The sequence below is a fragment of the Gephyromycinifex aptenodytis genome (assembly GCF_012277275.1).
In the GTDB taxonomy this organism is placed as follows: domain Bacteria; phylum Actinomycetota; class Actinomycetes; order Actinomycetales; family Dermatophilaceae; genus Gephyromycinifex; species Gephyromycinifex aptenodytis.
Map to the genome: position 1 here is coordinate 887,277 of NZ_CP051155.1, position 22,286 is coordinate 909,562.

A 22,286-nucleotide genomic window follows, 5' to 3' on the forward strand; every position below is an offset into this window, starting at 1 on the left:
TGCTCAGCTCTCGGTCACCGCAGCAATGGCAGCCTCGAAGCGTTCCAGGCCGGTGGCGATCTCTTCAGCTGAGACGACCAACGCCGGGATGAGCCGGATGACGTTGCCCAATGGACCACACGTCAACGTCAGCAGTTCGTGCCGAGTCGTTTCCTGCTGCACCGCAGCAGCGGTTTTGGCGTCGGGAGTGCCGTCGGCGCTCGTGAACTCGATCCCCTGCATGAGACCCAGCCCGCGCACGTTGCCGATCGCGGGGTGACGTGCGGCGATCTGCTGCAGGCCCTCCTGCAACTGTTCGCCCCGGACGCGGGAGTTCTCGACGAGTTCCTCGTCGCGGATCACATCCAGGGTCGCGCACGCCGCGGCAGCCGCCACAGCGTTCCCACCGTAGGTGCCACCTTGGCTACCTGGCCAGGCCTTCTCCATGACGGCAGTCGGCGCGGCCATGAGGCTGATCGGGAAGCCTGATGCGATGCCCTTGGCGGTGATGAGAATGTCGGGGGTGACCTGGGCGTGGTCGTGCCCCCAGAACTTACCGGTGCGCCCGCACCCGGCCTGCACTTCGTCAATGATGAGCAGAATGCCGTGTTCCTGAGCGCGCTCGCGCAAGCCCTGCAAGAAAGCGGGCGGGGTGGGCAGGTATCCCCCGTCGCCCAGCGCGGGCTCGATCAACATGGCCGCCGTGTCCGAGGGCGCGGTGCGAGTTGCGAACAGGTAGTCCAGCTCGCGCAAGCAGAACTCGACCGCGCTCGCCTCGTCCATGCCGTAGCGGTAGGCGTAGGGGAACGGCGCCATGTGCACGCCTCCCATCAGGGGGGAGAAACCGGCGGAAAATCGCGTGCCTGCAGTGGTCAACGTGGCGGCCGCGACGGTACGCCCGTGGAATCCGCCCTGGAAGACGACGATGTTGGGGCGTCCGGTCGCCATTCGGGCCAAACGGACCGCCGACTCGACCGCCTCAGAGCCAGAGTTGGCGTAGAACACCGAGTCCAGCTTCGGTGGCAAAACATCACCGAGCTTCTCCGTCAGCTGCAGGAGCGGTTGGTGCATGACGGTTGTGTACTGAGCGTGGATGATCTTCCCGCACTGTTCGCGCGCCGCCTCGACGACGCGGGGGTGACAGTGCCCGGTGCTCGTCACGCCGATACCGGTGGTGAAGTCGAGGTAGTCCCGGCCGTCGGTGCCGTGGATCCAGCTTCCGGCTGCATGGTCGACGACGACGGGGGTGGCCTGCTTGAGAAGGGGACTCAGAGACGTCATGCGCCCGATCCTCAACCACTAGATTGCAGATTGTCAACAATCTGCGGAGTGCCTAGAGTGCGGGCAGGATGGCCCATCTCAAAGCTGTGCCCTGTTCTGCTCCCGGCGCCTGTGTCTACGCCGCCGACCGACCCTCAGGAGACCCGCTGTGACCTCGCATACCCGCCAATCCAGCCCCCAGGCACAGCCGCGGGTTGTCGTGCTGTCGGCGCCCGGCGCTCCCGACCTACCCAACGCCGACGCACTCGGCGAACTCGTCGCCCTGGACGTCGTGCACGCCGACGGGCTGGGTGAGGCTCTGCACGGCGCTTCGATGCTCTTGCTGTGGGACTTCTTCTCTGCCGCGCTCCGCGACGCCTGGTGGGGCGCCGACGCGCTGGAGTGGGTGCATGTGGCTGCCGCCGGTGTCGATGCGATCCTCTTCGATGACTTGCGCGATTCCGACGTCGTTCTCACCAACGCTCACGGGACCTTCGATCAGCCCATCGCCGAGTACGTGGCGGCGGCCGTGCTCGCCCACGACAAACGCCTGCATGAGAGCGCCGCGTTGCAGCGCGCCGGCACGTGGCGCCACCGAGAGACGCGGCGCACCGCAGGCTCGCAGGCACTGGTCATCGGCACCGGTGGCATCGGACGTGCCATCGCCAGATTGCTGCGCGCCTTGGGCATGCAGGTCCGTGGCGGTGGGCGCACCGCGCGCGAGGACGACCCGGACTTCGGGACCGTCGTGCCGACCGATTCCCTGGCCGAGCACATCGGATGGGCCGACCACGTGGTGCTGGTGGCCCCGCTGACGCAGGGCACACGCGGGCTCATCGACGCGCAGGTGCTGGCGGCGATGAAGCCCAGCGCGCACCTGATCAACGTGGGGCGCGGGGCCCTGGTCGACGAGGACGCCCTCATCGCGGCTCTCGGCTCGGGTAGGCCCAGCGCAGCCACGCTCGATGTCTTCATGACCGAGCCGCTACCGAGCGACCACCCGTTCTGGGGCATGGACAACGTGGCCATCTCGGCTCACATGTGCGGCGACGTGCTCGGATGGCGGGATGAACTGGCCGCACAGTTCGAGGACAACCTACGTCGCCGACTCGCCGGGCAGCCGCTGCGCAACGTCGTGGACAAGAACCTCGGCTATGTCCCCCGCCCCAACTGAGCGCTCCCTACCGCCCAGCCTCCGCGCGAGCCGTCACTGAACAGTGACGGCTCGCCGGGCGTCCTGCGCGAGCCGTCACCTGAAAGTGACGGCTCGCGGAAAGGGGGCGTAGTGAGGACGCGCGGCTCGGCGCGCCGGTCGGCGTTACCGTCGTAGGTTGCCAGACTGGCCTGGTGAACCAACGCACCTCCCCCGACCTGTTCCACTCCCCCAGCGAGACTGCCGCGCCCTGGTGGCGCACCGCCGTCATCTATCAGGTGTACCCCCGTTCCTGGGCCGACTTCGACGGCGACGGCGTCGGCGACCTGCCCGGGATCACCGCTCGGTTGCCTTACCTGGCCGACCTCGGGGTGGATGCGTTGTGGATCTCACCTTTCTACGTGTCCCCGATGGCCGACGCCGGGTATGACGTGGCCGACTACCGCGACATCGACCCGATCTTCGGAACCCTCGCCGACGCCGATGCGCTGCTCGAACGCGCTCATGGACTCGGTCTGAAGGTGATTGTCGACCTCGTCCCGAACCACACCTCCCGGGCCCACCCATGGTTTCAGGCGGCCTTGGCCGCAGGCCCGGGCTCCCCGGAACGTCAGCGATACATCTTCCGGGACGGCAGCGGCGAACTCGGCAACGAACCGCCCAACAATTGGGAATCGGTGTTCACCGGTTCGGCATGGACCCAGGCCGAGGTCGGCACCGCCGAGCGCCCCGGGCAGTGGTACCTCAACCTGTTCGACTCCGGTCAACCCGACCTGAACTGGGACCACCCGCAGGTCCGGGAAGAGTTCCGCAGCATCCTGCGGTTCTGGCTCGATCGCGGCGTCGACGGCTTCCGGGTGGACGTCGCGCACGGCCTCATCAAGGCCGAAGGGTTGCCCGACTGGGACGAGCCCGCCTCGCAAGGTCCGCAGGCGCCCCCCACCTGCGCGGCACCGATGTGGGACCAGGACGGAGTGCACGCGATCTACCGCGACTGGCGCAACGTGTGCGACGAGTACAACCCGCCTGCCTCGCCCGAGCATGACCCGAACGCCGACCGGATCCTGGTCGCCGAAGCCTGGGTGGAACCGCTGGAACGAGTGGTGCGCTACGTCCGCCCCGACGAGATGCATCAGGCGTTCAACTTCCACTTCCTGCAGACTCCCTGGCGAGCTGCTGATCTGCGGTCCTCGATCACTGAGTCGCTGCAGCTCAGCGACACCGTCGGGGCACCGACCACCTGGGTGCTGTCCAACCACGACATCGCCAGGCACGCCACTTGGCTCGGGCTGCCGACCGATCTGCCCCGGCCTCGCGGTCTGCGCGCGCAGGACCCGCAACCGGACGAGGCCCTCGGGCTGCGCCGGGCGCGCGCCGCAACCACCCTCATGTTGGCGCTGCCTGGTTCGGCCTACCTCTACCAAGGCGAAGAGTTGGGCCTGCCGGATCACACCACGCTGCCCGATGAGGCGCGCCAGGATCCCACCTGGCACCGCTCGGGTGGCACCGAGACGGGCCGCGACGGGTGCCGTATCCCGATGCCGTGGCAGGGCCAGGCCCCGGCTGGCGGGTTCAACGACACCGGGCGCACCTGGCTGCCGCAACCGGACTCGTACCCGGCGTTGGCCGTCGATCAGCAGCAGGGGGTCGACGGGTCGACCCTGGAGCTGTACCGGCGGTTGTTGAGCATGCGCCAGGAACGCGCTATGAGCGTCGGCGGTTTCGGTTGGCTGCCCAGTGATGAGGACGTGCTGCACGCTCTCAACGTGGCCCCGGACGGGCGACGCACCGCAGTCATCGTCAACTTCAGCGACAGCCCGGTCGCGTTGCCCGAAGGTGAAGTCCTGCTCAGCAGCGCCGAGCTGGTCCAGGGCGCGCTACCCAGCGACAGCGCGGCGTGGCTGGCCGTGCAGAATGAAGCGTGACCGACCCGCGGAATGGAACGACGCAGGACCGCGTCGAAGAAGAGGTTCAGAACTCTCACGACGCCAGCATCCAAGAGGGCAACGAACGACTGACCCGCTCGTGGCGTGTCCTGGTCAGTACCGGCTTTCTCGGCGGGGTCGAGATCAGCTTCGGTGTGCTGGCGTTCGTGTTCACCCTGGAGGAGACGGGCAGCCATCTGCTCGCAGCGCTGGCCTTCTCCATCGGCTTCATCGCGCTCTTCCTGGCCCACTCCGAACTGTTCACCGAGGGCTTCTTCTACCCGATCATGGGCGTGTTCTATGGCGAAGGCAGCCTCGGGCAGCTCTTACGGCTGTGGGGCACCACCTTCGTGATGAACCTGTTCGGGGGGTGGGTCACGATGTGGCTCATCGTGCAGGCATTCCCCGAACTACATGCCACCTTGGCCACCTTGGCGCACGGGTTCGTCGACACCCCGTTCGGGCTGCGCTCGGCGAGCTTGGCGGTACTGGCCGGGGCCGGCATCACGTTGATGACCAGGATGCAGGCCGGCGCCGAAAGCGACATCGCTGGAGTCGCGGCGGCGGTCGGCGGTGCCTATCTGCTGGCCGGGATGTCGCTGTTCCACTCCGTATTGGACACCCTGCTCATCTTCGGGGCGCTGATCAGCGGCGCCTCCGAGCTGAGCTACCTCGACTGGCTGGGCTGGGTGTGGTGGGTGGCGGCCCTCAACATGCTCGGCGGCCTGGCCTTCATCACCCTGCCCCGCATCCTGCGCTCCAGCGAGTTGAAGGAAACGTGAGCTGATGAGCTCGGCTGCACCCGCTAAGCCGATCGGCGTGCTCTCACCCAGCTACCGGGGCGTGACGATCACGTTGGTGGCGCTGGTGACGATCATCGCTTTCGAAGCGTTGGCGATCTCCACGGTCATGCCGCGCGTCGCGCACGCCCTGAACGCTGGAGGCGACTACGGGCTGGCGTTCTCGTTCCTGTTCACCACCCAGTTGCTCGGCATCGTCGTAGCCGACCCCTGGATCGGCCGTTCCGGCCCGATGCCGGCGCTGTGGGGCGGCCAGGTGCTCTTCGCCGGCGGTTCACTGTTGTGCGGTCTGGCGCCGACATTCTCCGTGCTCCTGCTAGGCCGACTCGTTGCCGGGGCAGGAGCCGGGCTGGTCATCGTGGCCATCTACGTCGTCATCGGCGCTGTCTACGAACCCCGATTACGGCCGGCGGTGTTCAGTTGGATCTCGGCGGCTTGGGTGTTGCCTTCGATCATCGGGCCCGTCGTCGCTGCCCGTCTGACAGCGTGGCTGACCTGGCGTTCGGTTTTCCTGCTCATGGTCCCTGCGGTCGCCCTGACCATGCTGGCGCTGGCCCGCTACCGGCAACGACTCGGCCATCGTCCACCTGCGCCCCCGGCCGGCAGCCGGGAACGGGCGCGGCGGGCGCTCGTACTGGGATTGACGATCGCGCTGGGTGGGGGTCTGGTGCAGTGGTCGGGCACCCAACTCACCTCCTCGCAGCGCACCCCGGTCGTGTTCGGGTTGATCGGAGCAGTGTTATTAGCCATCGCCGTTCCCCGCCTTCTGCCGCCGGGAGCGCTGCGGCTGGCTCGGGGTCTGCCGTCGGTGACGGTCGCGCGGGGACTGATGACGGCGGCTTTCAACGGCTCGGTCACCTTCATCCCGCTGATGCTCGTCCACCAGCGGGGCTTCGGCCTGGATGCTGCCGGGGCGCTACTGGCGCTGGCGTCCATCGGCTGGGCAGGTGGAGCGTACCTGCAGGGCAGACCTGCCTTTGCCGGCCGACACCGCAGGTTCATGGCGCTCGGCGCGATGTGCGCCACCGTGGGCACCCTGTCCTACGCGATTGTCATGGTGACCCACGCGCCGGTGTTCGTCTTCGTGCTGGCCACGACAGTGGTGGGGCTGGGGATGGGACTGGCCACGGCCAGCTCCTCGGTGCTCACCCTGCAGTTGGCACCCAGGGCCCAACACGCCGAGGCCTCTTCGGCCCTGCAACTCTCGGACGTCCTGGGCAGCATGCTCGGCATCGCGCTGACCTCAGCGGTCTTCGCCACCTGGGGTCGAGCAGATGCGGACCGTCCCGAGGTTTTCGCCGTGCAGTGGCTGCTGATGACCCTGGTCGCGGCGCTGGCCGTGGTGGCCAGTCTGCGCCTCAGTGAACGAGCACCTGTCCGGCGGGGGTCGCCACCCGCTGCCAACGCCCGTGGGTGAACACCTCGGCCCGTTCTACTGCTGCGGGCAGGAACCCCAGCGTGTGAGCCGCGAACGCAGCACCTGCCGGTAGCCCGGGGTGCCCGGGCACCGGGGCTCGCCACACCCGTTCCGGATCGCGCAGGCCGGCCGGCTGCCCGGCTAACGCTTCGATGCCGGCCCGAGCGCACTCCCGCAGTTCTTCTGCTGCGATCCCGTTCGCGGGCTCCCACCCTGAGCGCGGCGGGGCCTGCCCAGCCCACGGCACCACGATGGAAACGGGTGGGACGGACAACACCGCTGAGTTCTCGCGCTGCATGCGGGCCAACCTGTCGGCCATCGCTTCCAAAGCCACGACGGTGTCCACCCAGGCGGGCTGGAGCAGCCCAAAGGCCCGCATCCCCAGAACTGTCCCGCCCCCGAGCAACCCGGTGCCCTCCAACGCGCACACGGTCATCGCGAGGACCTCACCGACGGCCTGCAACCGCACGGCCCGCGGATCCAACAGTCGGGCGCGCGACAGGAAAGTTGTCAGGTCGGCGACGTCCTGCGCGTCGCACAGCATCAGCTGGCTGTCACCGATACTCATCTGGTCCCCACTTCCGCCCGCCGCGTCCGGCTACGCATCGGTGGCGGCTGATGTTTTCTCCCGGCCAGGACGACGACCTCTTCCGTGCTGAGACGGCGAGGGTGGCCACCGGCGATGTCGAAAGCAGCCAGCGTCGTCTCCGCGCGGGCGTAGCAGGTCGTGCCCACCTGCTCCGGGTCGCGGATCGTATAGCCGAGGTCGAAACTGGCCGTGCCGATCTGGGTGACCCACATGTCCACAGCCACCGGCGCAGGCCGGAACACCAACGGACGCAGGTAGTCGATCTCATGGCGCAGCACCAGCACGCCTCGGTCGAGCAAGCGCGAATCGCCGAACCACTCATCGAGTCCGATTACCCGCGCATCCTCCAGGAGCCGCAGGAACTGAACGTTGTTCACGTGGGCGTAGGCGTCCATGTCCGACCAACGAAGCGGAATCTCGACGGTGTAGGGCGCAGGCGTGCTCATGTCCGCCATCCTGCCAGGGGCGCTGCCGGGCTCTGTCGCCGAGTAACCTTCCTGGGGTGATCACGCTTCCCCCGGACGATTTCGATCCGCTTACCGACCTGCTGGATGTTCTTGACCTGCAGCATGTTTCGCATTCGAAGGCCTCCAGCCTCACAGGTGGGGTTCCCAGCGACGTCGACGATGTCTTCCTCGGCCGCAACCAACCTCAACCGCACGGACGGGTCTTCGGCGGCCAGGTCGTCGCCCAGGCGGTCATCGCCGCCGGCCGCACGGTGGCGGCGTTGGACGGTCCGCCCCGGCTCATCCACTCTCTGCACGGGTACTTCCTGCGTCCGGGAGATCCCGACACCCAGACCTCGTTCGTCGTGGAGCGTCTCCGCGACGGAAGCTCCTTCTCGGCGCGCCGGGTCCACGCTATACAGAACGGCAAGGCCATCCTGTCGATGATCTTTTCGTTCCAGGTCCCCGCAGGCGGAATCGACCATCACGCCGACATGCCTGCGGTGCCCGACCCGGAGACCCTGCCCTCGGGAGCCGAGGACCTGGTCTCGCTGGGTGATCGACCCGAGACCGCCTACACCGCTCGGACTCGCCCGATCGATATCCGTCATTGCCAGGGCAGCCTGTACGCAAAACCCAGGCGGCAGCCCTCGCCCAACCAGAGCGTATGGCTGCGTGCGCTGGGCACCATCCCCGAGGACGATCCGCTGCTGCACGCGGCGGTACTGGCCTATGCCTCCGACTACACCCTGCTAGAAGCGGCGTTGCGTCGGCATCGGCTGGCCTGGGCCGACCCGCGGCTACGGGCCGCCAGTCTTGATCACGCAATGTGGTTCCACCGTCCGGCGCGCGCGGACGAGTGGATCCTCTACACCCAGGCCTCGCCCTCGGCTCAATCCGGGCGGGCGCTGGGCCTAGGGCAGATGTTCAGCGAAGACGGGATGCTCGTAGCGAGCGTGGCGCAGGAGGGCATGCTCCGCCTCAAGGAGTGAGCACGCCCGCCTGCACGGTGCTCAGCGGGGGATGTTGCGCAGGTTCGCCCGCGCGAGATCGATCATCCGGCCGACGCCTCCCTCGAGCACCGTGCGCACGGAGGCCTGAGCGAAGCCGCCCACCTGTTCCAGCGTGATGTGCGGTGGGATCGACAGTGCGTTCGGGTCGGTGACGACATCCAGCAGGTAAGGGCCCTTTGCTGCGAAGGCCTTTTCCAGAGCGCCCTTGAGCTGGCTCGGGTGTTCCACTCGGGTCGCCGGGATTCCGGCCGCGGCAGCGATCGCGGCCAGGTTGACATCCGGGGTCGAGGTGCCGTGCTCGGGCAGGCCGGCAACAAGCATCTCGAGCTTGACCATGCCCAGTGATGAATTGTTGAACGCCACAATTTTGACCGGCAGGTCATGCCTGGCCACGGTGAGCAACTCGCCCAGCAGCATCGTCAGGCCGCCGTCGCCGGACATGCTGATGACCTGGCGGTCGGGCGCCGCGCTTGCCGCCCCGATCGCGTGCGGCAGGGCATTGGCCATCGTGCCGTGGTGCCACGAGCCCAGGACGCGACGCCTGCCGTTGGGCGTGAGGTAGCGAGCCGCCCAGACATTGCACATGCCGGTGTCGACGGTGAAGATCGCGTCGTCGTCGGCCATCTCATCCAGGACCGAGGCGACGTACTCGGGGTGGATCGGGGTGTGGTTCTCCACATTGTGGGTGTAGGCCTCGACGACCTTCTCCAACGATTCGGCGTTCTTGGTGAGCATCGAGTTCAGGAAGGAGCGATCACTACGTTCGCGTAGACGCGGCAACAACGCCTCGATGCTCGGCCGCGCGTCCCCTTCGATGGCCAGGTCGAGTTTCGCCCGGCGCCCCAGGCGGTCGCCGTACCGGTCGATCTGGACGATCTTGACGTTCTTCGCCGGGAGGAACTGGTCATACGGGAAGTCGGTTCCGATGAGCAGCAGCAGGTCTGCCTCGTGCATCGCGTCATAAGCAGCGCCGTAGCCCAGCAGGCCGCTCATCCCGACGTCGTAGGGATTGTCGTACTGGATCCATTCCTTACCGCCGAGCGCGTGACCGACCGGCGCCTGCAGCCGCTCGGCCAGGGCCATCACCGCATCGTGTGATCCGCGCACACCTGCGCCGACGAAGAGGGTCACCTTCTCGGATTCGTTGAGCAGATCGGCCAGGAGCGCGATCTGGGACTCGTCAGGCACGTGCACCGGCGGGTGCGTGGAGACCGCACCCAACGCGGGGACGTCGACTGCCTCTTCTTCGACGAGGTCGCCGGGGAACACCACAACGCCCACACCGTTCGAAGCGATCGCCGTCTGGGTGGCGTTGTGCAGCACCCGCGCAGCTTGGCGCGGGCTGTACATCATCTCCGCGTAGTGGCTGCACTCCGCGAAGAGCGACAACGGGTGGGTCTCCTGGAAGAACGAGGTGCCGATCTGCGGCGAGGGGATGTGGGAGGCAAGGACCAACACTTTGGCCCCACTGCGGTGCGCGTCGTACACCCCTTGGAGCAAGTGCAGGTTGCCGGGGCCGCAGCTTCCCGCGCATACCGCGAGTCGGCCGGTCAACCGGGATTCGGCTGCCGCGGCGAAGGCGGCGGATTCTTCGTGATGGACGGCAACCCATTCGATGTTCCCGTCCCGGTGAATCGCGTCGGTGACGGGATTCAGGCTGTCTCCCACCAGACCGTAGATCCGCTCCACACCCAGGCTTCTCAGGTGGGCGATCATCTGGTCAGCGACAGTTTTTTTCGCCATCTCAGCTCCGTTCAAGCTCGGTGAGGGCTAGCTGCCCTCACCTCCAGGCCTATACCCACAGCCCCCCAAACTTCAATCCGCCCCCATCGACACTCGACCAGGCCGCTACCCAAAAACACCTGCCGGGGCCGATGAACCGGCCCCGGCAGGTGCGTGTCAAATGTGCAGCTCAGTCCCGGGTGAGTTTGCGATAGGTGACGCGGTGCGGGCGGGCCGCATCGGCGCCTAGGCGCTCCACCTTGTTCTTCTCGTAGGACTCGAAGTTGCCCTCGAACCAGTACCAGGCGGACGGGTTCTCCGCGGTGCCTTCATAGGCCAGGATGTGCGTGGCCACGCGGTCCAGGAACCACCGGTCGTGGCTGATGACCACGGCGCAGCCGGGGAAGTCCAGCAGCGCGTTCTCCAGGCTGCCCAGCGTCTCCACGTCGAGGTCGTTGGTGGGCTCATCCAGCAGCAGCAGGTTTCCGCCCTGCTTCAGCGTCAACGCGAGGTTGAGACGGTTTCGCTCCCCACCGGAGAGGATCCCGGCCCGCTTCTGCTGATCCGGGCCCTTGAAACCGAACTGGCTGACGTAGGCGCGGCTCGGAATCTCCACGTGGCCGACCTGGATGTGGTCCAGACCGTCGGAGACGACCTCCCACAGGGTCTTGTTCGGGTCCAACCCTTCACGAGTCTGGTCGACGTAACTGATCTTGACCGTCTCCCCGACCCGGACCATGCCGGAGTCGGGCTCTTCCAGACCGACGATGGTCTTGAACAGTGTCGTCTTACCGACACCGTTGGGGCCGATCACACCGACGATGCCGTTACGAGGCAGCGTGAAGCTGAGGTTGTCGATGAGGACGCGATCGCCGAAGCCCTTCTTCAGGTCTTTGACCTCGATGACCGTGCTCCCCAGGCGCGGGCCCGGCGGAATCTGGATCTCTTCGAAGTCGAGTTTGCGGGTCCGCTCGGCTTCTTCGGCCATCTCTTCGTATCGCGCCAGGCGCGACTTGGACTTGGCCTGGCGGCCCTTGGCGTTGGAACGCACCCATTCAAGTTCGTCCTTGAGGCGCTTGGCGAGCTTGGCGTCCTTCTTGCCTTGGACCTGCAGACGCGCGGACTTCTTCTCCAGGTAGGTGGAGTAGTTGCCTTCGTAGGGGTATAGCCGTCCGCGGTCGACCTCGGCGATCCAGCCTGCGACGTTGTCCAGGAAGTACCGATCGTGGGTCACGGCCAGCACGGTGCCGGGGTAGTTGGCCAGGTGCTGCTCCAGCCACAGCACGCTCTCGGCGTCCAGGTGGTTGGTGGGCTCGTCAAGCAGGAGCAGGTCGGGCTTGCTCAGCAGCAGCTTGCACAGGGCGACGCGGCGTCGCTCTCCACCGGAAAGGACGGTCACGTCGGCATCGCCCGGGGGGCAGCGCAGCGCGTCCATCGCCTGCTCGAGCTGGGAGTCCAGGTCCCACGCATCTGCGTGGTCGATCTCCTCCTGGAGCTTGCCCATCTCTTCCATCAGGGCGTCGAAGTCGGCGTCCGGCTCGCCCATCTCGGCAGAGATGGCGTTGAACCGGTCGACCTTGTTCTTGATCTCGCCCAGACCCTCCTCGACGTTGCCGAGAACGGTCTTGTCTTCGGTGAGCGGCGGCTCCTGCAGCAAGATCCCCACGCTGTAGCCCGGCGAGAGACGTGCCTCACCGTTGGAGGGCTGGTCGAGCCCTGCCATGATCTTCAGGATCGTCGACTTACCTGCGCCGTTGGGCCCGACGACGCCGATCTTGGCTCCGGGATAGAAGGACATCGACACGTCGTCGAGGATGAGCTTGTCCCCGACGGCTTTGCGCGCCTTAGTCATGGTGTAAATGAACTCGGCCATGGTCGGAAGGTTATCGGCCCGCGCCTCCGTCGCCGAATCGCGCCCACCACGAGGTCCGCGCAGGTCCGTCGGCGCCCCCGAACCCGGGGTTTCAGGACGAGACGAGGTAGGGATCAGTGTCGGCGTCGCCCGGATCGATGGGCTTGACCGGAGCTGCTGCGCGCCGAGGAGAGGCTGGCGCGCCCCGGCCGCGGAAGGTTCTCCGGTCGCTGTTGCTTTCGCCCTCACCCGCGGTGGCGCTCCCGTATCCGCCAGGGGGGCGCCTGAGGCTCTCCCCCAGCCCACCCTGCGATTCGGCGCGGTCGTGACGCCGGAACTGCGCACTTCCCTGGCTGAGGTCGTGGCCGAGGCTGAGTGCGTCGATGTCCACTTCCTGGCCGCGTCGTTCGCCGCGACTCCACGTCCGTACCCGTAGTCGGCCGTGCACCACGAGGGGTTGCCCCTTGCGCACGGATTCTTCGACGCCGCGTCGCAGTCCGCGAAAGGCCGAGACGGTGGCGAAGAGGGTCTCACCGTCCAGGTACTTGCCGGTGCCGGAGTCATAGCGGCGCGGTGTGGAGGCGAAACGGAAGCTGGTAAACCAGTCCCCAGATCGCATCAGGCGGCGGACCGGATCCTCCACCGCATAACCGCGAAGCGTTACTTCAGGTTCATTCATCGTGGCTCCTTCGTGGGCGTGCCGCGGCGCGGACACGGACCCACCCTGCCGTGCGCTCCCGGTTGGCCTACCGCACGTTGCGCAGCTGTGGACCGAAACCGGGCAGGGCCGCCACCGGTGGACAGCACCACCCGCGCGGCTCTGGTCCCCACCGAGGCCGAGGCGTCCCTGGCCTGAGGGGACAGCACCACCCGGGCGGTTCTGGCTGGCGCCGTGCCTCGATGCGGGGCGGCATGATCGGGTCATGCCGTCTGCGCCCCCCCGGCCCGTGAGCATGAGTGAAGCGTCCCGGCTGACCGGGTTGTCTGTCTCGACGCTGCGCCGCCGTCGAGAAGAACTGCGCGATCACGGAGCCACGTATACGCGAACGGGGCATGGAGCATCCCGATTGCCACCCTCGTTTCCCTGGGGATGCTGGACCACGTCGCCTCCGATGACTGCCCCGAGCAAGACCCACAACAGCCGGCCCTTGCCGTCGCGGAAGAGGTCGCCGCCTCCGCGTGGAGGTCGAGAGGGAACGGGGCTGCGCCTCGCCGTCGAGCGTGAGGTGCAAGCCATCACGGCGCACCTGGCGACGGCTCAGAACACGATCCGCATGATCGAGTCCGCGCCTCCCCAGATCGAGACTCGCGTCGAGCGCGTCGAGGTGCCCGTGCCCGTCGTGCCCCGCTGGGTGTGGACGCTCATCACGGTGCTGCTGGCTCTATCGGCGCTATCGGCTCTGCTGCTCGCATGGTTCCTGAACGAACGCACCGACCACACCGTCACAGCCGGCCACGAGCTCCACGACGACGAACGATGTTCTGCCGGATGCTCCCGTGCCCGTCGTCGTCCGGACCGCCCCGAACTGACCCACCCGCACCGCATGCCATAGGAGATAAGTCGCCACCACCTGACCGGACGCACCGCTTGATGACCAGGGGGCCGAGGCATAGCGCTCATCTAACACATACGTGACTAGACACTTATTCTGTTACCGATTATTATTTTCACGTCTGGCGCCCAGGTTAACCTGCCAAACGTCACTCCATCATCGGGGGTGATTAGCGAATCAACCGAGAGGCAACTCACCAATGCGCCTTAGTTCAGTCACCGCCGTGGCAATCACACCAATCATCTTCCCCTCGCTGATTGCACCCTTCCCAGAGGCAGCAGCGCCTTCCCTAACCGCAGGCAACGCCCATGAATCCTACTGAAGAAAGCATACTCCTGGGCGTATTTTGGGATCTCGCATCCATAAGTCCCGTAAGGCTCTCAGTCGAGCGGGACGCCTGTCAATTGCAGTGGGACCCGGCAGGTGAGGGAACTCTTGAGATATCTGTCCCATTTCGCCTGTGGTCCGAATATGTGGAACTCAACCACCAGTGGAACCACGACACGCAGTCAGATCTGGACTCCCAGAATGAGAATGTTAGGTCACTTGCGCATATCCACATCATGGAGAATCTTAATTCTCTAGATGTGAACCCAGATCGGCATAGGCAACCTGACATTATCCGCCTAAATACTGACTCCAAGACGGGGAAGCCCGTATGGGAAAGGGTCTACAGATAAGAACAAAGGCGGACTAACACCCATCTGGGCGGGAAATGCGGACACACCCCTTGCATGACCGGGTGGGTCGTCGCGTCGGGGTGCTAGGTGTACTGACCGGATACGTTGATTGAGGCTAGGTGGGTATCGTCACGGCCTGGTCGTGCGCAAGCGGTAGTCCGTGAGGGTCAATCCGAGAAGGGTGCGTGCTTCACGACTCAGGTGTGCTTGGTCGACGAAGCCGTAGCGGAATGCGATATCTGCCAATGCTTCATCCGGGTGGTCCCGGATCCATTCGGTCGCTTCTTGGAGGCGTCGGCGGCGGATCATGGTGTAGGGCGACAGGCCTACGTATTTGGTAGTGAGGCGGTTGAGCGTCCTGGCCGAGACCCCCAGGGCACCCGCGAGGTCCTGCACGGTGGCGATGGTGGAGTCTGTTATGGCCAGATCGGCCAAGCGGTTGGCTTGGTGAGCCTCACCGGTCAGCGGACCCACTTGGCTTGTCAGCCAACTCTCGACCTTGCCGACGACATCGGCGAGGTTGCCATCTGATCTCTGAATTGTTTCGTGGAGTTCGGGGGCGGCGACAGGCAGAGAGCCATCGCGGCAGGCTGCCGGCTGCTGGGTGAACGCGGGCACTGCTGCTGGGCGCAGCAGGGCGCCGAGCACCCAGCCTTGCCCAATCAGGACTTATGTGGAGCGTCGCGTAGTGGGGCCCCAGAAGCGCACATGCTCCTTTTCGAAGGCGAGGTTGCTCGCGGGGAACGCCAGGAGCTCTTGCGATGAGTGTTGCCCCGAGGGCAGATCCCACGCACTGGTCCACCACCAGGCCACCAAGTCCTTGGCTGCAGGACCTGGTGGGATCCGGGTGAAATCGCGGGGAGTTCCCCTGGAAACAATGGACCCCGTCCGCTGACATCAGATGGGGCGGTCATGGCAGGAATCTACAAGACCACCCGCGTCAGCGGTCCCGCTGAGTGGGTGCCCTCGCGCGGAGGCGCCGCTTTCCGGTCCTGCCGCGACGGTGGAGCTGACAGCCGCGGCAAGGTCGGCTACCGTCCTGGGTCGAGAGGCAGCCGCACGCGCAGGTCGGCGCGGTGTGCGCTCGATTGGATGAGGCGAGCGTTCGCCTCGTCCCGCACCAACGCCCAGTGCCGAGCCGATTGTGGGTCTTTGCCGTACGCCTCGTGCCGGGCAACCAGCCACGCATGCCGCAGATCGATGTCGGTATCCAGATACCAGCACTCATCCAGGCAGGCGCGTGCCACCGGCCACCAACCGACGTCGCTGAGCAGGTAGTTGCCTTCGGTGACGACCAGCGGCACCTCTGCGGTGATGCGGATGCTGCCCGCCAGCGACTCCTCGAGCGAGCGGTCGAACCGGGGCGCATAGACGGTTTCGTCGCGCCGCTGATCCACCAGGCGGCGCAGCAGCGCCGCGTACCCGGCGTCGTCGAAGGTGTCGATCGCGCCTTTGCGTTCACCTCGCCCCAGGGCGGCCAGTTCGTCGTTGGCGAGGTGGTATCCGTCCATGGGGACCAGGACGGCCGCCGGGGCCAACGCGGCGACGATGGCTTCTGCCAGCGTCGATTTGCCCGCCCCGGGGGCCCCGGCAATACCCAAGGTGTGCCGTTGCCCGGGCACCGCCAGCGCCCGGGCACGCTCGATCACGGCGTCCTGCGTCATCACGTCGGCGTGCACGGTCCTCCCAAGGAGATGCCCCGTCAGCCTCAACGGCCGGCGGCGGGCAGCTCAGATGCTGTTGCGAACTGCGTCGAGATGCTCGCGGGTTTGGCGGTGACGCTCCAAGATCTCCCGCTGCGGCGCCAGGAGGCGGTTCTTGGCCACTTCCGCGATCGCATAATGCAGCCGCTTCTCGATCTTCAAGCGGCGTCTGCGGGCACCGATCGCAGCCAGCGGCGCACACAGCAGAGCCAGCACGAGACCGGCCACCAGACCGCCGAAGAGCAGACCGGTGGGGGCTGGCACCCCGTAGTAGAAGGGCGTCTCGGGCAGCGGGATCTGCAGCGCAGACATCCCCCACAACAACAACAGCCACAGCAGACCGGCCAGCGAAACCAGCGCCAACACCCATTGCAGCACCCCGACAGCCGCCCACCACATCGGGCGGCGGTCCCGCAGCGGGGTACCGACGATGGCCTGGTCGAGAGCGTCCGCGAGGTCGTCTTCCTCTGGGCCGGCTGCCTGTTCGACGGCTTGGGCCCACAGCGGCGGCAGCCCCTGACTGGCTTTGACCCCGAGCCGGCGGGTCAACGTCGTCACCGCGGCACGCGCCGCGGGCGTGGCCTGCGGCAGGGATGAGCGGGCGACCATTGCGCCCAGTTCTGCGTCGTTGACGCCGCTGTGTTTCTTGCTCCCGCCCGAATCAAGTCGAAGCCGGCGCAGCGGGTCTGGGCGCGCGCCACGCAGCCAGCGCGTGAACGGCCAACCGGTGCGGGCCGCGGCCTGGCGCCGGTAGTCCTTCTCCACGCTGGCGAGCACGACCGGCACACCGGCGGTGCGAGCCAGCGCTGCCACCAGGTCCGGATCAGGGTCGGCCTGCACGTGCGGTTCGGAATCGGCCACGTGAGTGCGCAGCGCTTCCGCGCGTTGTACGACATCGCCGAGCAGGCGCACTCGGGCGGCGGTGGCGGCACGAGCGGCAGCAGCCAGCGCTGAACGCAATTCGTCCATGCCGAGCCCGGTCTTGGCCGAGACGAGCAACACTTCGGTACCGGGCAACCCGTCGGCGGCGAGCAACTGCTGCAGGTGCGCTTTACAGGCTTGGGCGTCTTCAGGGCTCAACCGGTCAGCCTGATTCAACACGACCAGGGTCACTGCCTGGTGTGCTCGAGCTTTGGCGATGTACTCCTCGTGCAGGATCCCGTCGGCGTACTTCTGCGGGTCGGTTACCCACAAGAAGACGTCGGTCAGAGCCAGCACCCGGTCGGCTTCGGCGCGGTGGGCCGTGCGGTGAGAGTCAACATCGGGCAGGTCGAGCAGCACCAGACCGTCGAGATCTTCGGCGGCGCCGGAGCGTTCTGCCCGCTGTGGGCTCACCCGGTGGCGGGAGGCCGAACCGACCCAGTCCAGCAGTTCGGTGGCCGGGTCTTGGCCCCAGACTGCCGAGCTGATCGTCGTCGTCGTGGGCCGCAGCATCCCTACCGTGGCCACGGCGGAGCCGACGATGCGGTTGAACAGGCTGGACTTACCGCTGCCGGTGGCCCCGGCCAGGGCAACGATCGTATTGCCGCCGGCAATGTCCAACCGTTCGGAGGCCTTCTTCAGGACCTTCTCCGCAACGGCGACCTCATCGGCCGGCAACTGCGAACCACCGGCGTCGATAGCGCCGATGAGACCACCGACGGCGCCGCGCAGTTGCTCAGCAGAAGGCGCGTTGGGTTTGGCGTGCCGATCACGACGGCGCATCATCGCTGCATCCTCACGGCCTCGGCGGCAGCGAGCAGATCGCGCGGCTGTTCGACATCGATCTGGATTTCATCGACGGCTTCCCGCGCCCGTGCCCGCTCACTGTCATACAACTCCGTCACCAGTTCGATGAGCCTGCGACGCGCCTTCTCGGCAAGAGTGCGCACCGCTTGGTCACCGAACACCGCTTCCAGCAGGCGTTGGGCTACCACCGCAGAACCGCCGGCGATGCCGACTTCCGCGCCGCCCAAGGAACCCATGGTGTGGCTGAAGACGACCAGCATCAGCACGACACCGACAGCGTTGACTCCCATCGAAAGCACCCGCGCGGTGGTACGTCGGTCGCCACCTTCGGAACGCACCAACTGCAGGAGTTCCTCTTGCCAATCACGCACGAGCCGGTGCGCATCGTCTTCAAAACCCGGGCGCAGCGAGGCGAGTTCGGGGTGGCTCTGCACGAGGTGGTCCCCACCCGAAACGGCCTTCCACCTGCGGTTTACCTCCAGGGAGGCGTCCCCGGCGTTGGCGATGATGAGGTCGGCGACACCGCTTTGCAGCGCCTCGCCCAGTTCGGTGGTGGGGGCGGGTCGCCCGCGCAGCGCTGCGGCGACCCGGTCTCGGAACCGGCCGAAGCCGACTTCCAACTGGCGCAGAAACTCTCCGGTGCCGACGTACTCCTGCCAGCGGGCGAGCACTTCCCCGCGCAGCAGGGTGCCGTCACTCATGCCGACTGCCACCCGGTCGATGGCGTCGCGCCAAGCGACATCGTTGACGGCGTGCAACTGCTCCACGGTCTGCACCTGGGTCGAGCTCGCTTCTGCCAGCAACTCGACCCGACGGCTCAGCGAGTCCAGAGCCCCACCCAAGGTGCGGCGCACGAGCAGTCCGCGAGCCCGGGCGTCTTCGCCGAGGTTGGACAGCCAGTCCCGCAGATCGGTGACGTGTGATTCGGGCAGCAGGCCCGTATCGAGCAGTTGGGTCTCGGTCAGGGTGAACACCGGTGAGTGGGTGAGGCCTTCATCGACGAGCATCCCGCCGAGGTGCTCCGCGATCTCCTCGCTCGCGCCCTCAGGCACCCGGTCGAGCACGATGGCCACGGAGGTGCCCCGCTCGACAGCTTGGCGCAGCATCTGCCAGGGCACGGCATCGGCGTAGCGGGCGGCGGTGGTGACGAACAGCCACAGGTCGGCGGCACCGAGCAGTTGGCGTGCCAGGTCACGGTTGGATTCCACGACGGAGTCGATGTCTGGAGCGTCCAGGAGCGCGATTCCCGGCGGCAGTCCGTCGGCCTGGGCGAGCCGCAGCGCGGACGGGTCGTCGGCTTCGTTACCGCTGACGCGGGTCAGGCCGGGCAGTACCCGGGGCGTGGTGAACCAGCGCGCATCGTCTTCGTGGTGCACGAGCACGCAGGCGCGCGTGGTGGGACGCAGCACCCCGCTACGGCTGACGACACGCTGCGCCAAGGTGTTCACCAACGTGGACTTGCCTGCGCCCGTGGATCCACCCACGACAGTCAACAGGGGCGCGTCGAGGTTGGTCAGACGCGGAAGGATGTAGTCGTCGAATTGGTGGAGCATCTCGTCGCGGGCTCGCCGCGCCTGCTCTACCTCGGCGACCTCCAGGGGCAGCTTGGCGCTCTGGACGGTGTCGCGCAGACCGCGCACCGCCTCAAGTAGCTCGCTGGCCTCGGCGGTTTCGCTCACCGGATGTTCCTTCTCTTCCTGGGGGTGGGTCGCAGCCAACGTTACCGGCATGCAGAGGCCGTTGCTGCCCGGCGACGACGGAGCTACCTGCACTGATAAGGGCCGTGTGACCAACTACGCCGCGGTGAGGACAGCAACCGGCTCAACCCTGCAGGCGCCGCGACGATAGGAATGAGGCGGGGCGGGCCGAACATGCCCGTAGCCAGGACGGCGAACCGCACTGACAGAGGGATCCGAGATGACCACCAGCACGAGCACCCCCCAGGCCCCCGAGATGGGAACCGGCCAGATAAGCGAGGACCCGGTGGTGCAAGCAGCCGCCCGACAGGGTGTCGCAGTGATCGGGCTGTTGCGCCGGACGAACCCGCAAGCGTGGTTGTTCGCCGAGCGCGCCCGCTACCTCCGCGATGGCACATGTAACCCCTACGCCGAGCAGCTCTTGCGGCAGGCGGGTTTTCTGCGCGGCTGAACCGGCGCGCGGCACCTGTCAGGCGAAGCCGGCGTAGCGGGCGATTCGCTGCGTCAGGGCTGGGTCGAGGGCTAGTTGGCGTCCGTCGAGTTCGGTGATGGGGGCCGGCCCTCTGCTGGAGGAGACGAGCCAGGCACCGCGCGCCCTGCTCAGTTCGGATACGGGTATGAGCTCTTCGCGGGCGGGCATTCCGTCGGCGCGGGCTGCAGCCAGAATCCGCTGCACGGTGGTGGAGGCGAGGATCCCGGTTCCTTCGGTTGGCGTGGTCAGCAGGGCTTCGTCGAGCACGGCGAGGAAGCCGGAGGTGGGGCCGTCCAGGGCGTATCCGTCGGTGCTGATGAAGAGCACATCGTCGGCGCCCCGGGCTCGCGCTTCGCGTTGCGCGGCGACGTTGATGGCATACGACAAGGTCTTGACCCCGCCGAGCAGCCACGGCGCGTCGAGGAAGGCGTCGCTGGGGCGGCCACTGCTCAACGCTGTGACCCGAACACCGCGCCGTGCGCGCGCCACTGCTTCGTCGTTGGGGCGCCCCCGGTAGGTGAGGACGACCAGTGCGGTCGGACCGGCCTGCGGCAGCCATTCGCGGCCACGGGTGAGGATGAGTTTGAGGGTGCCCTCCCCCGGGGTGTGCAGGCTGGCGAGCATCGCCTCGATGAGTTCACTCCAGGCATATGTGGGCGGTGATTCGATGCCGAGCGCATCGGCTGAGGTGGCTAGGCGGGCCAGGTGCGCCTCCAGCCCCTCGGTTCGCGCGACACCGTCGTCACCGATGAGCACGCGCAGCGAGTCGAAGCAGCCATCACCGCGACTGAAACCGAGGTCGTCAGCGGTGATGACGGGGGTGCGGGCATCGACAACTCCCGCACCGACCACCCCGACGACCGGTTGGACGACTGCCATCTGCGTCTCCTTCGTGGCGCTGTCAGCGACTTCTATCGCTGCACGCGATTCTGCCTGGGTCTTGGCGACGCTGCGCCTGCGTGACACGGCGGGTTGCTCGGCAGTGCCCGTCTGAGCACTACACTCAAGCCGGGCCGCACGGCCCGCATGCCCTCGTAGCTCAGCGGATAGAGCAAGAGCCTTCTAATCTCTAGGTCGCAGGTTCGAGTCCTGCCGGGGGCGCCACTATCCCACTGTTGCCTGCCTAGGTCAGGACAGGTTTACGACTCATGGTTCACGCGCCCCCCACCGCCACCTGAGTTATGAGCTGTGATGGGCGAAAGCGGGCAGTTCTGGGCACCTAGGCGGAATAACGGCGGAACAAAAGAACGGGCCGCCAGGCACGTCACCAGGGCATTCATCAGCCACGCTGAGTCAGACGGAACCCTTGACGCGCTGTACCGCTCCAGGGGCGGTGCGCTCGTACTGGGGCCGCAGAATGAGCATGCGATGACCTCGGCGCAGCCCCCAGGCCGGATCGGCGACGCGACAGCCGATGAGGTCGATCAGGCGTTCCTGTCCGGCCTCATGTCGCGGGCGCACGACTTCTCCCTCGAGGCCGACCCACCCACGTCGACGCTCTCGTGGGCCTGGCGGATCGGATGGTTCATCGGCGGGACCTCAACCGCCTTGCTTCGGCGGCGCCGGGCACTCAAACGGCGCAGGCTGCCTGCGGTGCGGGAGGTGCTGCCCTGGCGCTGGCGCAAGCCGCTCGAGCATGGGTGAGGCCCGCCGCCCGGGGACCAATCCGGACGGCTGCTGACATCGCGGCGAACCGGGTGCCATCTGCGTGTTCCACACACCCGCTATCACTGGTCACGGCCGGGTGACCCTGCGGTGACTGCACCATGGGGCGGCGCAGCCACCGCAGGGATGAGCGCTTTGCTCAGCGTGCGAGGGGGCTGTAGAACACGAGGCCGTTTCCCTGGTTGTCGTAGACGACGGCGCGGCGTTCGTGGGCGTCGTCGTAGGGGCCCTTGACGATGGCGCCGCCGCCGGCTTCGACGGCCTTGGCTGCGGCGTCGACATCGGCGGTCTTGATACCCACGACGACCTTGCCCGGCAGGGGGTGGTCGATGGCGGTCGCGAGCGCGATGGTGACAGAGCCGCCGTCGATGGCGGCGAAGTGGCTGCCGTCGCGGAATTTCAGCGTCATGCCGAGGGTCTGGGTGTAGAAGGCGATGGACTCGTCCAGGTCCTCAGTGCTCACCAGGATCATGCGGACGTCGTGATCGCTCATGGTTCCTCCTTCGTCGATCCGGCCATCATGCCGGACCGCCGAAGTTTAGGGCGCGGCTTCGTCGTGAGTGAGCCACTCGAGTCAGACCGATGACCTGCAGCCGACACGACAACCCAAGCTCGTCGTGTCTCGTGTAGCG

Annotated in this window: 20 protein-coding genes and 1 tRNA gene; 9 read left to right on the forward strand and 12 right to left on the reverse strand. The window is 66.9% G+C overall.

Annotated features, from left to right (window positions below; all coding sequences use genetic code 11):
• Positions 1 to 3: 3 nt before the first annotated feature.
• Entirely contained in the window at positions 4 to 1,260 is a 1,257-nt protein-coding gene (locus G9V96_RS03710) for an aspartate aminotransferase family protein (protein ID WP_168581834.1), read from the reverse strand.
• A gap of 148 nt (positions 1,261 to 1,408) precedes the next feature.
• Between G9V96_RS03710 and G9V96_RS03715 the strand changes: the two genes are divergently transcribed.
• The 4 genes from G9V96_RS03715 to G9V96_RS03730 all read left to right on the forward strand — a co-directional run bounded on the left by G9V96_RS03715 (position 1,409) and on the right by G9V96_RS03730 (position 6,534).
• On the forward strand, positions 1,409 to 2,413 hold the full coding sequence (locus G9V96_RS03715) for a D-2-hydroxyacid dehydrogenase (RefSeq protein ID WP_210424457.1): 1,005 nt from the start codon (positions 1,409 to 1,411) through the stop codon (positions 2,411 to 2,413).
• Between the two features lie 173 nt (positions 2,414 to 2,586).
• On the forward strand, positions 2,587 to 4,317 hold the full coding sequence (locus G9V96_RS03720) for a glycoside hydrolase family 13 protein (protein ID WP_226913439.1): 1,731 nt from the start codon (positions 2,587 to 2,589) through the stop codon (positions 4,315 to 4,317).
• Positions 4,314 to 5,099 carry a formate/nitrite transporter family protein gene (locus tag G9V96_RS03725; protein WP_168581835.1) on the forward strand — a complete coding sequence of 262 codons (786 nt, stop codon included), beginning with the start codon at positions 4,314 to 4,316 and terminating at the stop codon, positions 5,097 to 5,099. Before G9V96_RS03720 ends, G9V96_RS03725 begins: the two co-directional genes overlap by 4 nt.
• Positions 5,100 to 5,103: 4 nt before the next feature.
• Complete coding sequence (locus tag G9V96_RS03730; RefSeq protein ID WP_168581836.1) at positions 5,104 to 6,534, forward strand: MFS transporter; 1,431 nt, start codon at positions 5,104 to 5,106, stop codon at positions 6,532 to 6,534.
• Here the strand turns inward: G9V96_RS03730 and G9V96_RS03735 are convergent.
• Both G9V96_RS03735 and G9V96_RS03740 read right to left on the reverse strand, forming a co-directional pair.
• A complete protein-coding gene (locus G9V96_RS03735) occupies positions 6,476 to 7,102 on the reverse strand; it encodes a hypothetical protein (RefSeq protein WP_226913441.1) in 627 nt (208 codons plus the stop codon). The two genes, G9V96_RS03730 and G9V96_RS03735, sit on opposite strands and share 59 nt — an antisense overlap.
• Positions 7,099 to 7,569, reverse strand: coding sequence for an acyl-CoA thioesterase (locus tag G9V96_RS03740; RefSeq protein WP_168581837.1), 471 nt, complete (start codon positions 7,567 to 7,569; stop codon positions 7,099 to 7,101). The genes G9V96_RS03735 and G9V96_RS03740 overlap by 4 nt, the downstream gene beginning before the upstream one ends.
• A gap of 56 nt (positions 7,570 to 7,625) precedes the next feature.
• On the opposite strand from G9V96_RS03740, the gene G9V96_RS03745 reads away from it, so the two are divergent.
• Positions 7,626 to 8,561, forward strand: coding sequence for an acyl-CoA thioesterase (locus G9V96_RS03745; protein WP_404861428.1), 936 nt, complete (start codon positions 7,626 to 7,628; stop codon positions 8,559 to 8,561).
• A 21-nt stretch (positions 8,562 to 8,582) separates the two neighbouring features.
• Here G9V96_RS03745 and G9V96_RS03750 read toward each other — a convergent pair whose 3' ends face one another.
• From G9V96_RS03750 to G9V96_RS03760, 3 genes are all read right to left on the reverse strand, one after another.
• Positions 8,583 to 10,325 carry a pyruvate dehydrogenase gene (locus G9V96_RS03750; protein ID WP_168581838.1) on the reverse strand — a complete coding sequence of 581 codons (1,743 nt, stop codon included), beginning with the start codon at positions 10,323 to 10,325 and terminating at the stop codon, positions 8,583 to 8,585.
• Positions 10,326 to 10,494: 169 nt separating this feature from the next.
• The gene (ettA, locus tag G9V96_RS03755; RefSeq protein ID WP_168581839.1) at positions 10,495 to 12,177 is read right to left on the reverse strand and encodes an energy-dependent translational throttle protein EttA; all 1,683 of its coding nucleotides are present in this window, start codon (positions 12,175 to 12,177) and stop codon (positions 10,495 to 10,497) included.
• 91 nt (positions 12,178 to 12,268) lie between these two features.
• Entirely contained in the window at positions 12,269 to 12,835 is a 567-nt protein-coding gene (locus tag G9V96_RS03760; protein WP_168581840.1) for a single-stranded DNA-binding protein, read from the reverse strand.
• Between the two features lie 547 nt (positions 12,836 to 13,382).
• Here G9V96_RS03760 and G9V96_RS03765 point away from each other — a divergent pair.
• Positions 13,383 to 13,709 (forward strand): hypothetical protein, encoded by a 327-nt coding sequence (locus G9V96_RS03765; protein ID WP_168581841.1) that lies wholly within the window; start codon positions 13,383 to 13,385, stop codon positions 13,707 to 13,709.
• Between the two features lie 809 nt (positions 13,710 to 14,518).
• Here G9V96_RS03765 and G9V96_RS03770 read toward each other — a convergent pair.
• The 4 genes from G9V96_RS03770 to G9V96_RS03785 form a co-directional block, all read right to left on the reverse strand.
• Positions 14,519 to 15,037, reverse strand: a complete 519-nt coding sequence (locus G9V96_RS03770; RefSeq protein ID WP_168581842.1) for a helix-turn-helix domain-containing protein — start codon at positions 15,035 to 15,037, stop codon at positions 14,519 to 14,521.
• A 383-nt stretch (positions 15,038 to 15,420) separates the two neighbouring features.
• Complete coding sequence (locus G9V96_RS03775) at positions 15,421 to 16,053, reverse strand: nucleoside/nucleotide kinase family protein (protein WP_168583826.1); 633 nt, start codon at positions 16,051 to 16,053, stop codon at positions 15,421 to 15,423.
• Between the two features lie 66 nt (positions 16,054 to 16,119).
• Positions 16,120 to 17,799, reverse strand: a complete 1,680-nt coding sequence (locus tag G9V96_RS03780) for a GTPase (RefSeq protein WP_168581843.1) — start codon at positions 17,797 to 17,799, stop codon at positions 16,120 to 16,122.
• Positions 17,796 to 19,499 (reverse strand): GTPase family protein, encoded by a 1,704-nt coding sequence (locus G9V96_RS03785; RefSeq protein WP_168581844.1) that lies wholly within the window; start codon positions 19,497 to 19,499, stop codon positions 17,796 to 17,798. Before G9V96_RS03785 ends, G9V96_RS03780 begins: the two co-directional genes overlap by 4 nt.
• A gap of 238 nt (positions 19,500 to 19,737) precedes the next feature.
• Between G9V96_RS03785 and G9V96_RS03790 the strand changes: the two genes are divergently transcribed.
• Positions 19,738 to 19,968: a hypothetical protein gene (locus G9V96_RS03790; protein WP_168581845.1), complete on the forward strand. Its 231-nt coding sequence runs from the start codon at positions 19,738 to 19,740 to the stop codon at positions 19,966 to 19,968.
• 18 nt (positions 19,969 to 19,986) lie between these two features.
• Here the strand turns inward: G9V96_RS03790 and G9V96_RS03795 are convergent, their stop codons facing one another.
• Positions 19,987 to 20,868 carry an aminodeoxychorismate lyase gene (locus G9V96_RS03795; protein ID WP_168581846.1) on the reverse strand — a complete coding sequence of 294 codons (882 nt, stop codon included), beginning with the start codon at positions 20,866 to 20,868 and terminating at the stop codon, positions 19,987 to 19,989.
• A 149-nt stretch (positions 20,869 to 21,017) separates the two neighbouring features.
• Between G9V96_RS03795 and G9V96_RS03800 the strand changes: the two genes are divergently transcribed.
• Both G9V96_RS03800 and G9V96_RS03805 read left to right on the forward strand, forming a co-directional pair.
• Positions 21,018 to 21,093 (forward strand) — tRNA-Arg (locus G9V96_RS03800).
• 264 nt (positions 21,094 to 21,357) lie between these two features.
• Positions 21,358 to 21,633 carry a hypothetical protein gene (locus G9V96_RS03805; RefSeq protein ID WP_168581847.1) on the forward strand — a complete coding sequence of 92 codons (276 nt, stop codon included), beginning with the start codon at positions 21,358 to 21,360 and terminating at the stop codon, positions 21,631 to 21,633.
• 160 nt (positions 21,634 to 21,793) lie between these two features.
• Here the strand turns inward: G9V96_RS03805 and G9V96_RS03810 are convergent, their stop codons facing one another.
• Positions 21,794 to 22,147 carry a VOC family protein gene (locus G9V96_RS03810; RefSeq protein WP_168581848.1) on the reverse strand — a complete coding sequence of 118 codons (354 nt, stop codon included), beginning with the start codon at positions 22,145 to 22,147 and terminating at the stop codon, positions 21,794 to 21,796.
• Positions 22,148 to 22,286 lie beyond the last annotated feature (139 nt).

Coding starts and splice junctions, on each gene's coding strand:
- G9V96_RS03710 (WP_168581834.1), bottom strand. CDS start 1,260: ATGACGTCTCTGAGTCCCCTTCTCAAGCAGGCCACCCCCGTCGTCGTC.
- G9V96_RS03730 (WP_168581836.1), top strand. CDS start 5,104: ATGAGCTCGGCTGCACCCGCTAAGCCGATCGGCGTGCTCTCACCCAGC.
- G9V96_RS03735 (WP_226913441.1), bottom strand. CDS start 7,102: ATGAGTATCGGTGACAGCCAGCTGATGCTGTGCGACGCGCAGGACGTC.
- G9V96_RS03740 (WP_168581837.1), bottom strand. CDS start 7,569: ATGAGCACGCCTGCGCCCTACACCGTCGAGATTCCGCTTCGTTGGTCG.
- G9V96_RS03750 (WP_168581838.1), bottom strand. CDS start 10,325: ATGGCGAAAAAAACTGTCGCTGACCAGATGATCGCCCACCTGAGAAGC.
- ettA (WP_168581839.1), bottom strand. CDS start 12,177: ATGGCCGAGTTCATTTACACCATGACTAAGGCGCGCAAAGCCGTCGGG.
- G9V96_RS03760 (WP_168581840.1), bottom strand. CDS start 12,835: ATGAATGAACCTGAAGTAACGCTTCGCGGTTATGCGGTGGAGGATCCG.
- G9V96_RS03775 (WP_168583826.1), bottom strand. CDS start 16,053: ATGACGCAGGACGCCGTGATCGAGCGTGCCCGGGCGCTGGCGGTGCCC.
- G9V96_RS03780 (WP_168581843.1), bottom strand. CDS start 17,799: ATGATGCGCCGTCGTGATCGGCACGCCAAACCCAACGCGCCTTCTGCT.
- G9V96_RS03790 (WP_168581845.1), top strand. CDS start 19,738: ATGACCACCAGCACGAGCACCCCCCAGGCCCCCGAGATGGGAACCGGC.
- G9V96_RS03795 (WP_168581846.1), bottom strand. CDS start 20,868: ATGGCAGTCGTCCAACCGGTCGTCGGGGTGGTCGGTGCGGGAGTTGTC.
- G9V96_RS03805 (WP_168581847.1), top strand. CDS start 21,358: ATGACCTCGGCGCAGCCCCCAGGCCGGATCGGCGACGCGACAGCCGAT.
- G9V96_RS03810 (WP_168581848.1), bottom strand. CDS start 22,147: ATGAGCGATCACGACGTCCGCATGATCCTGGTGAGCACTGAGGACCTG.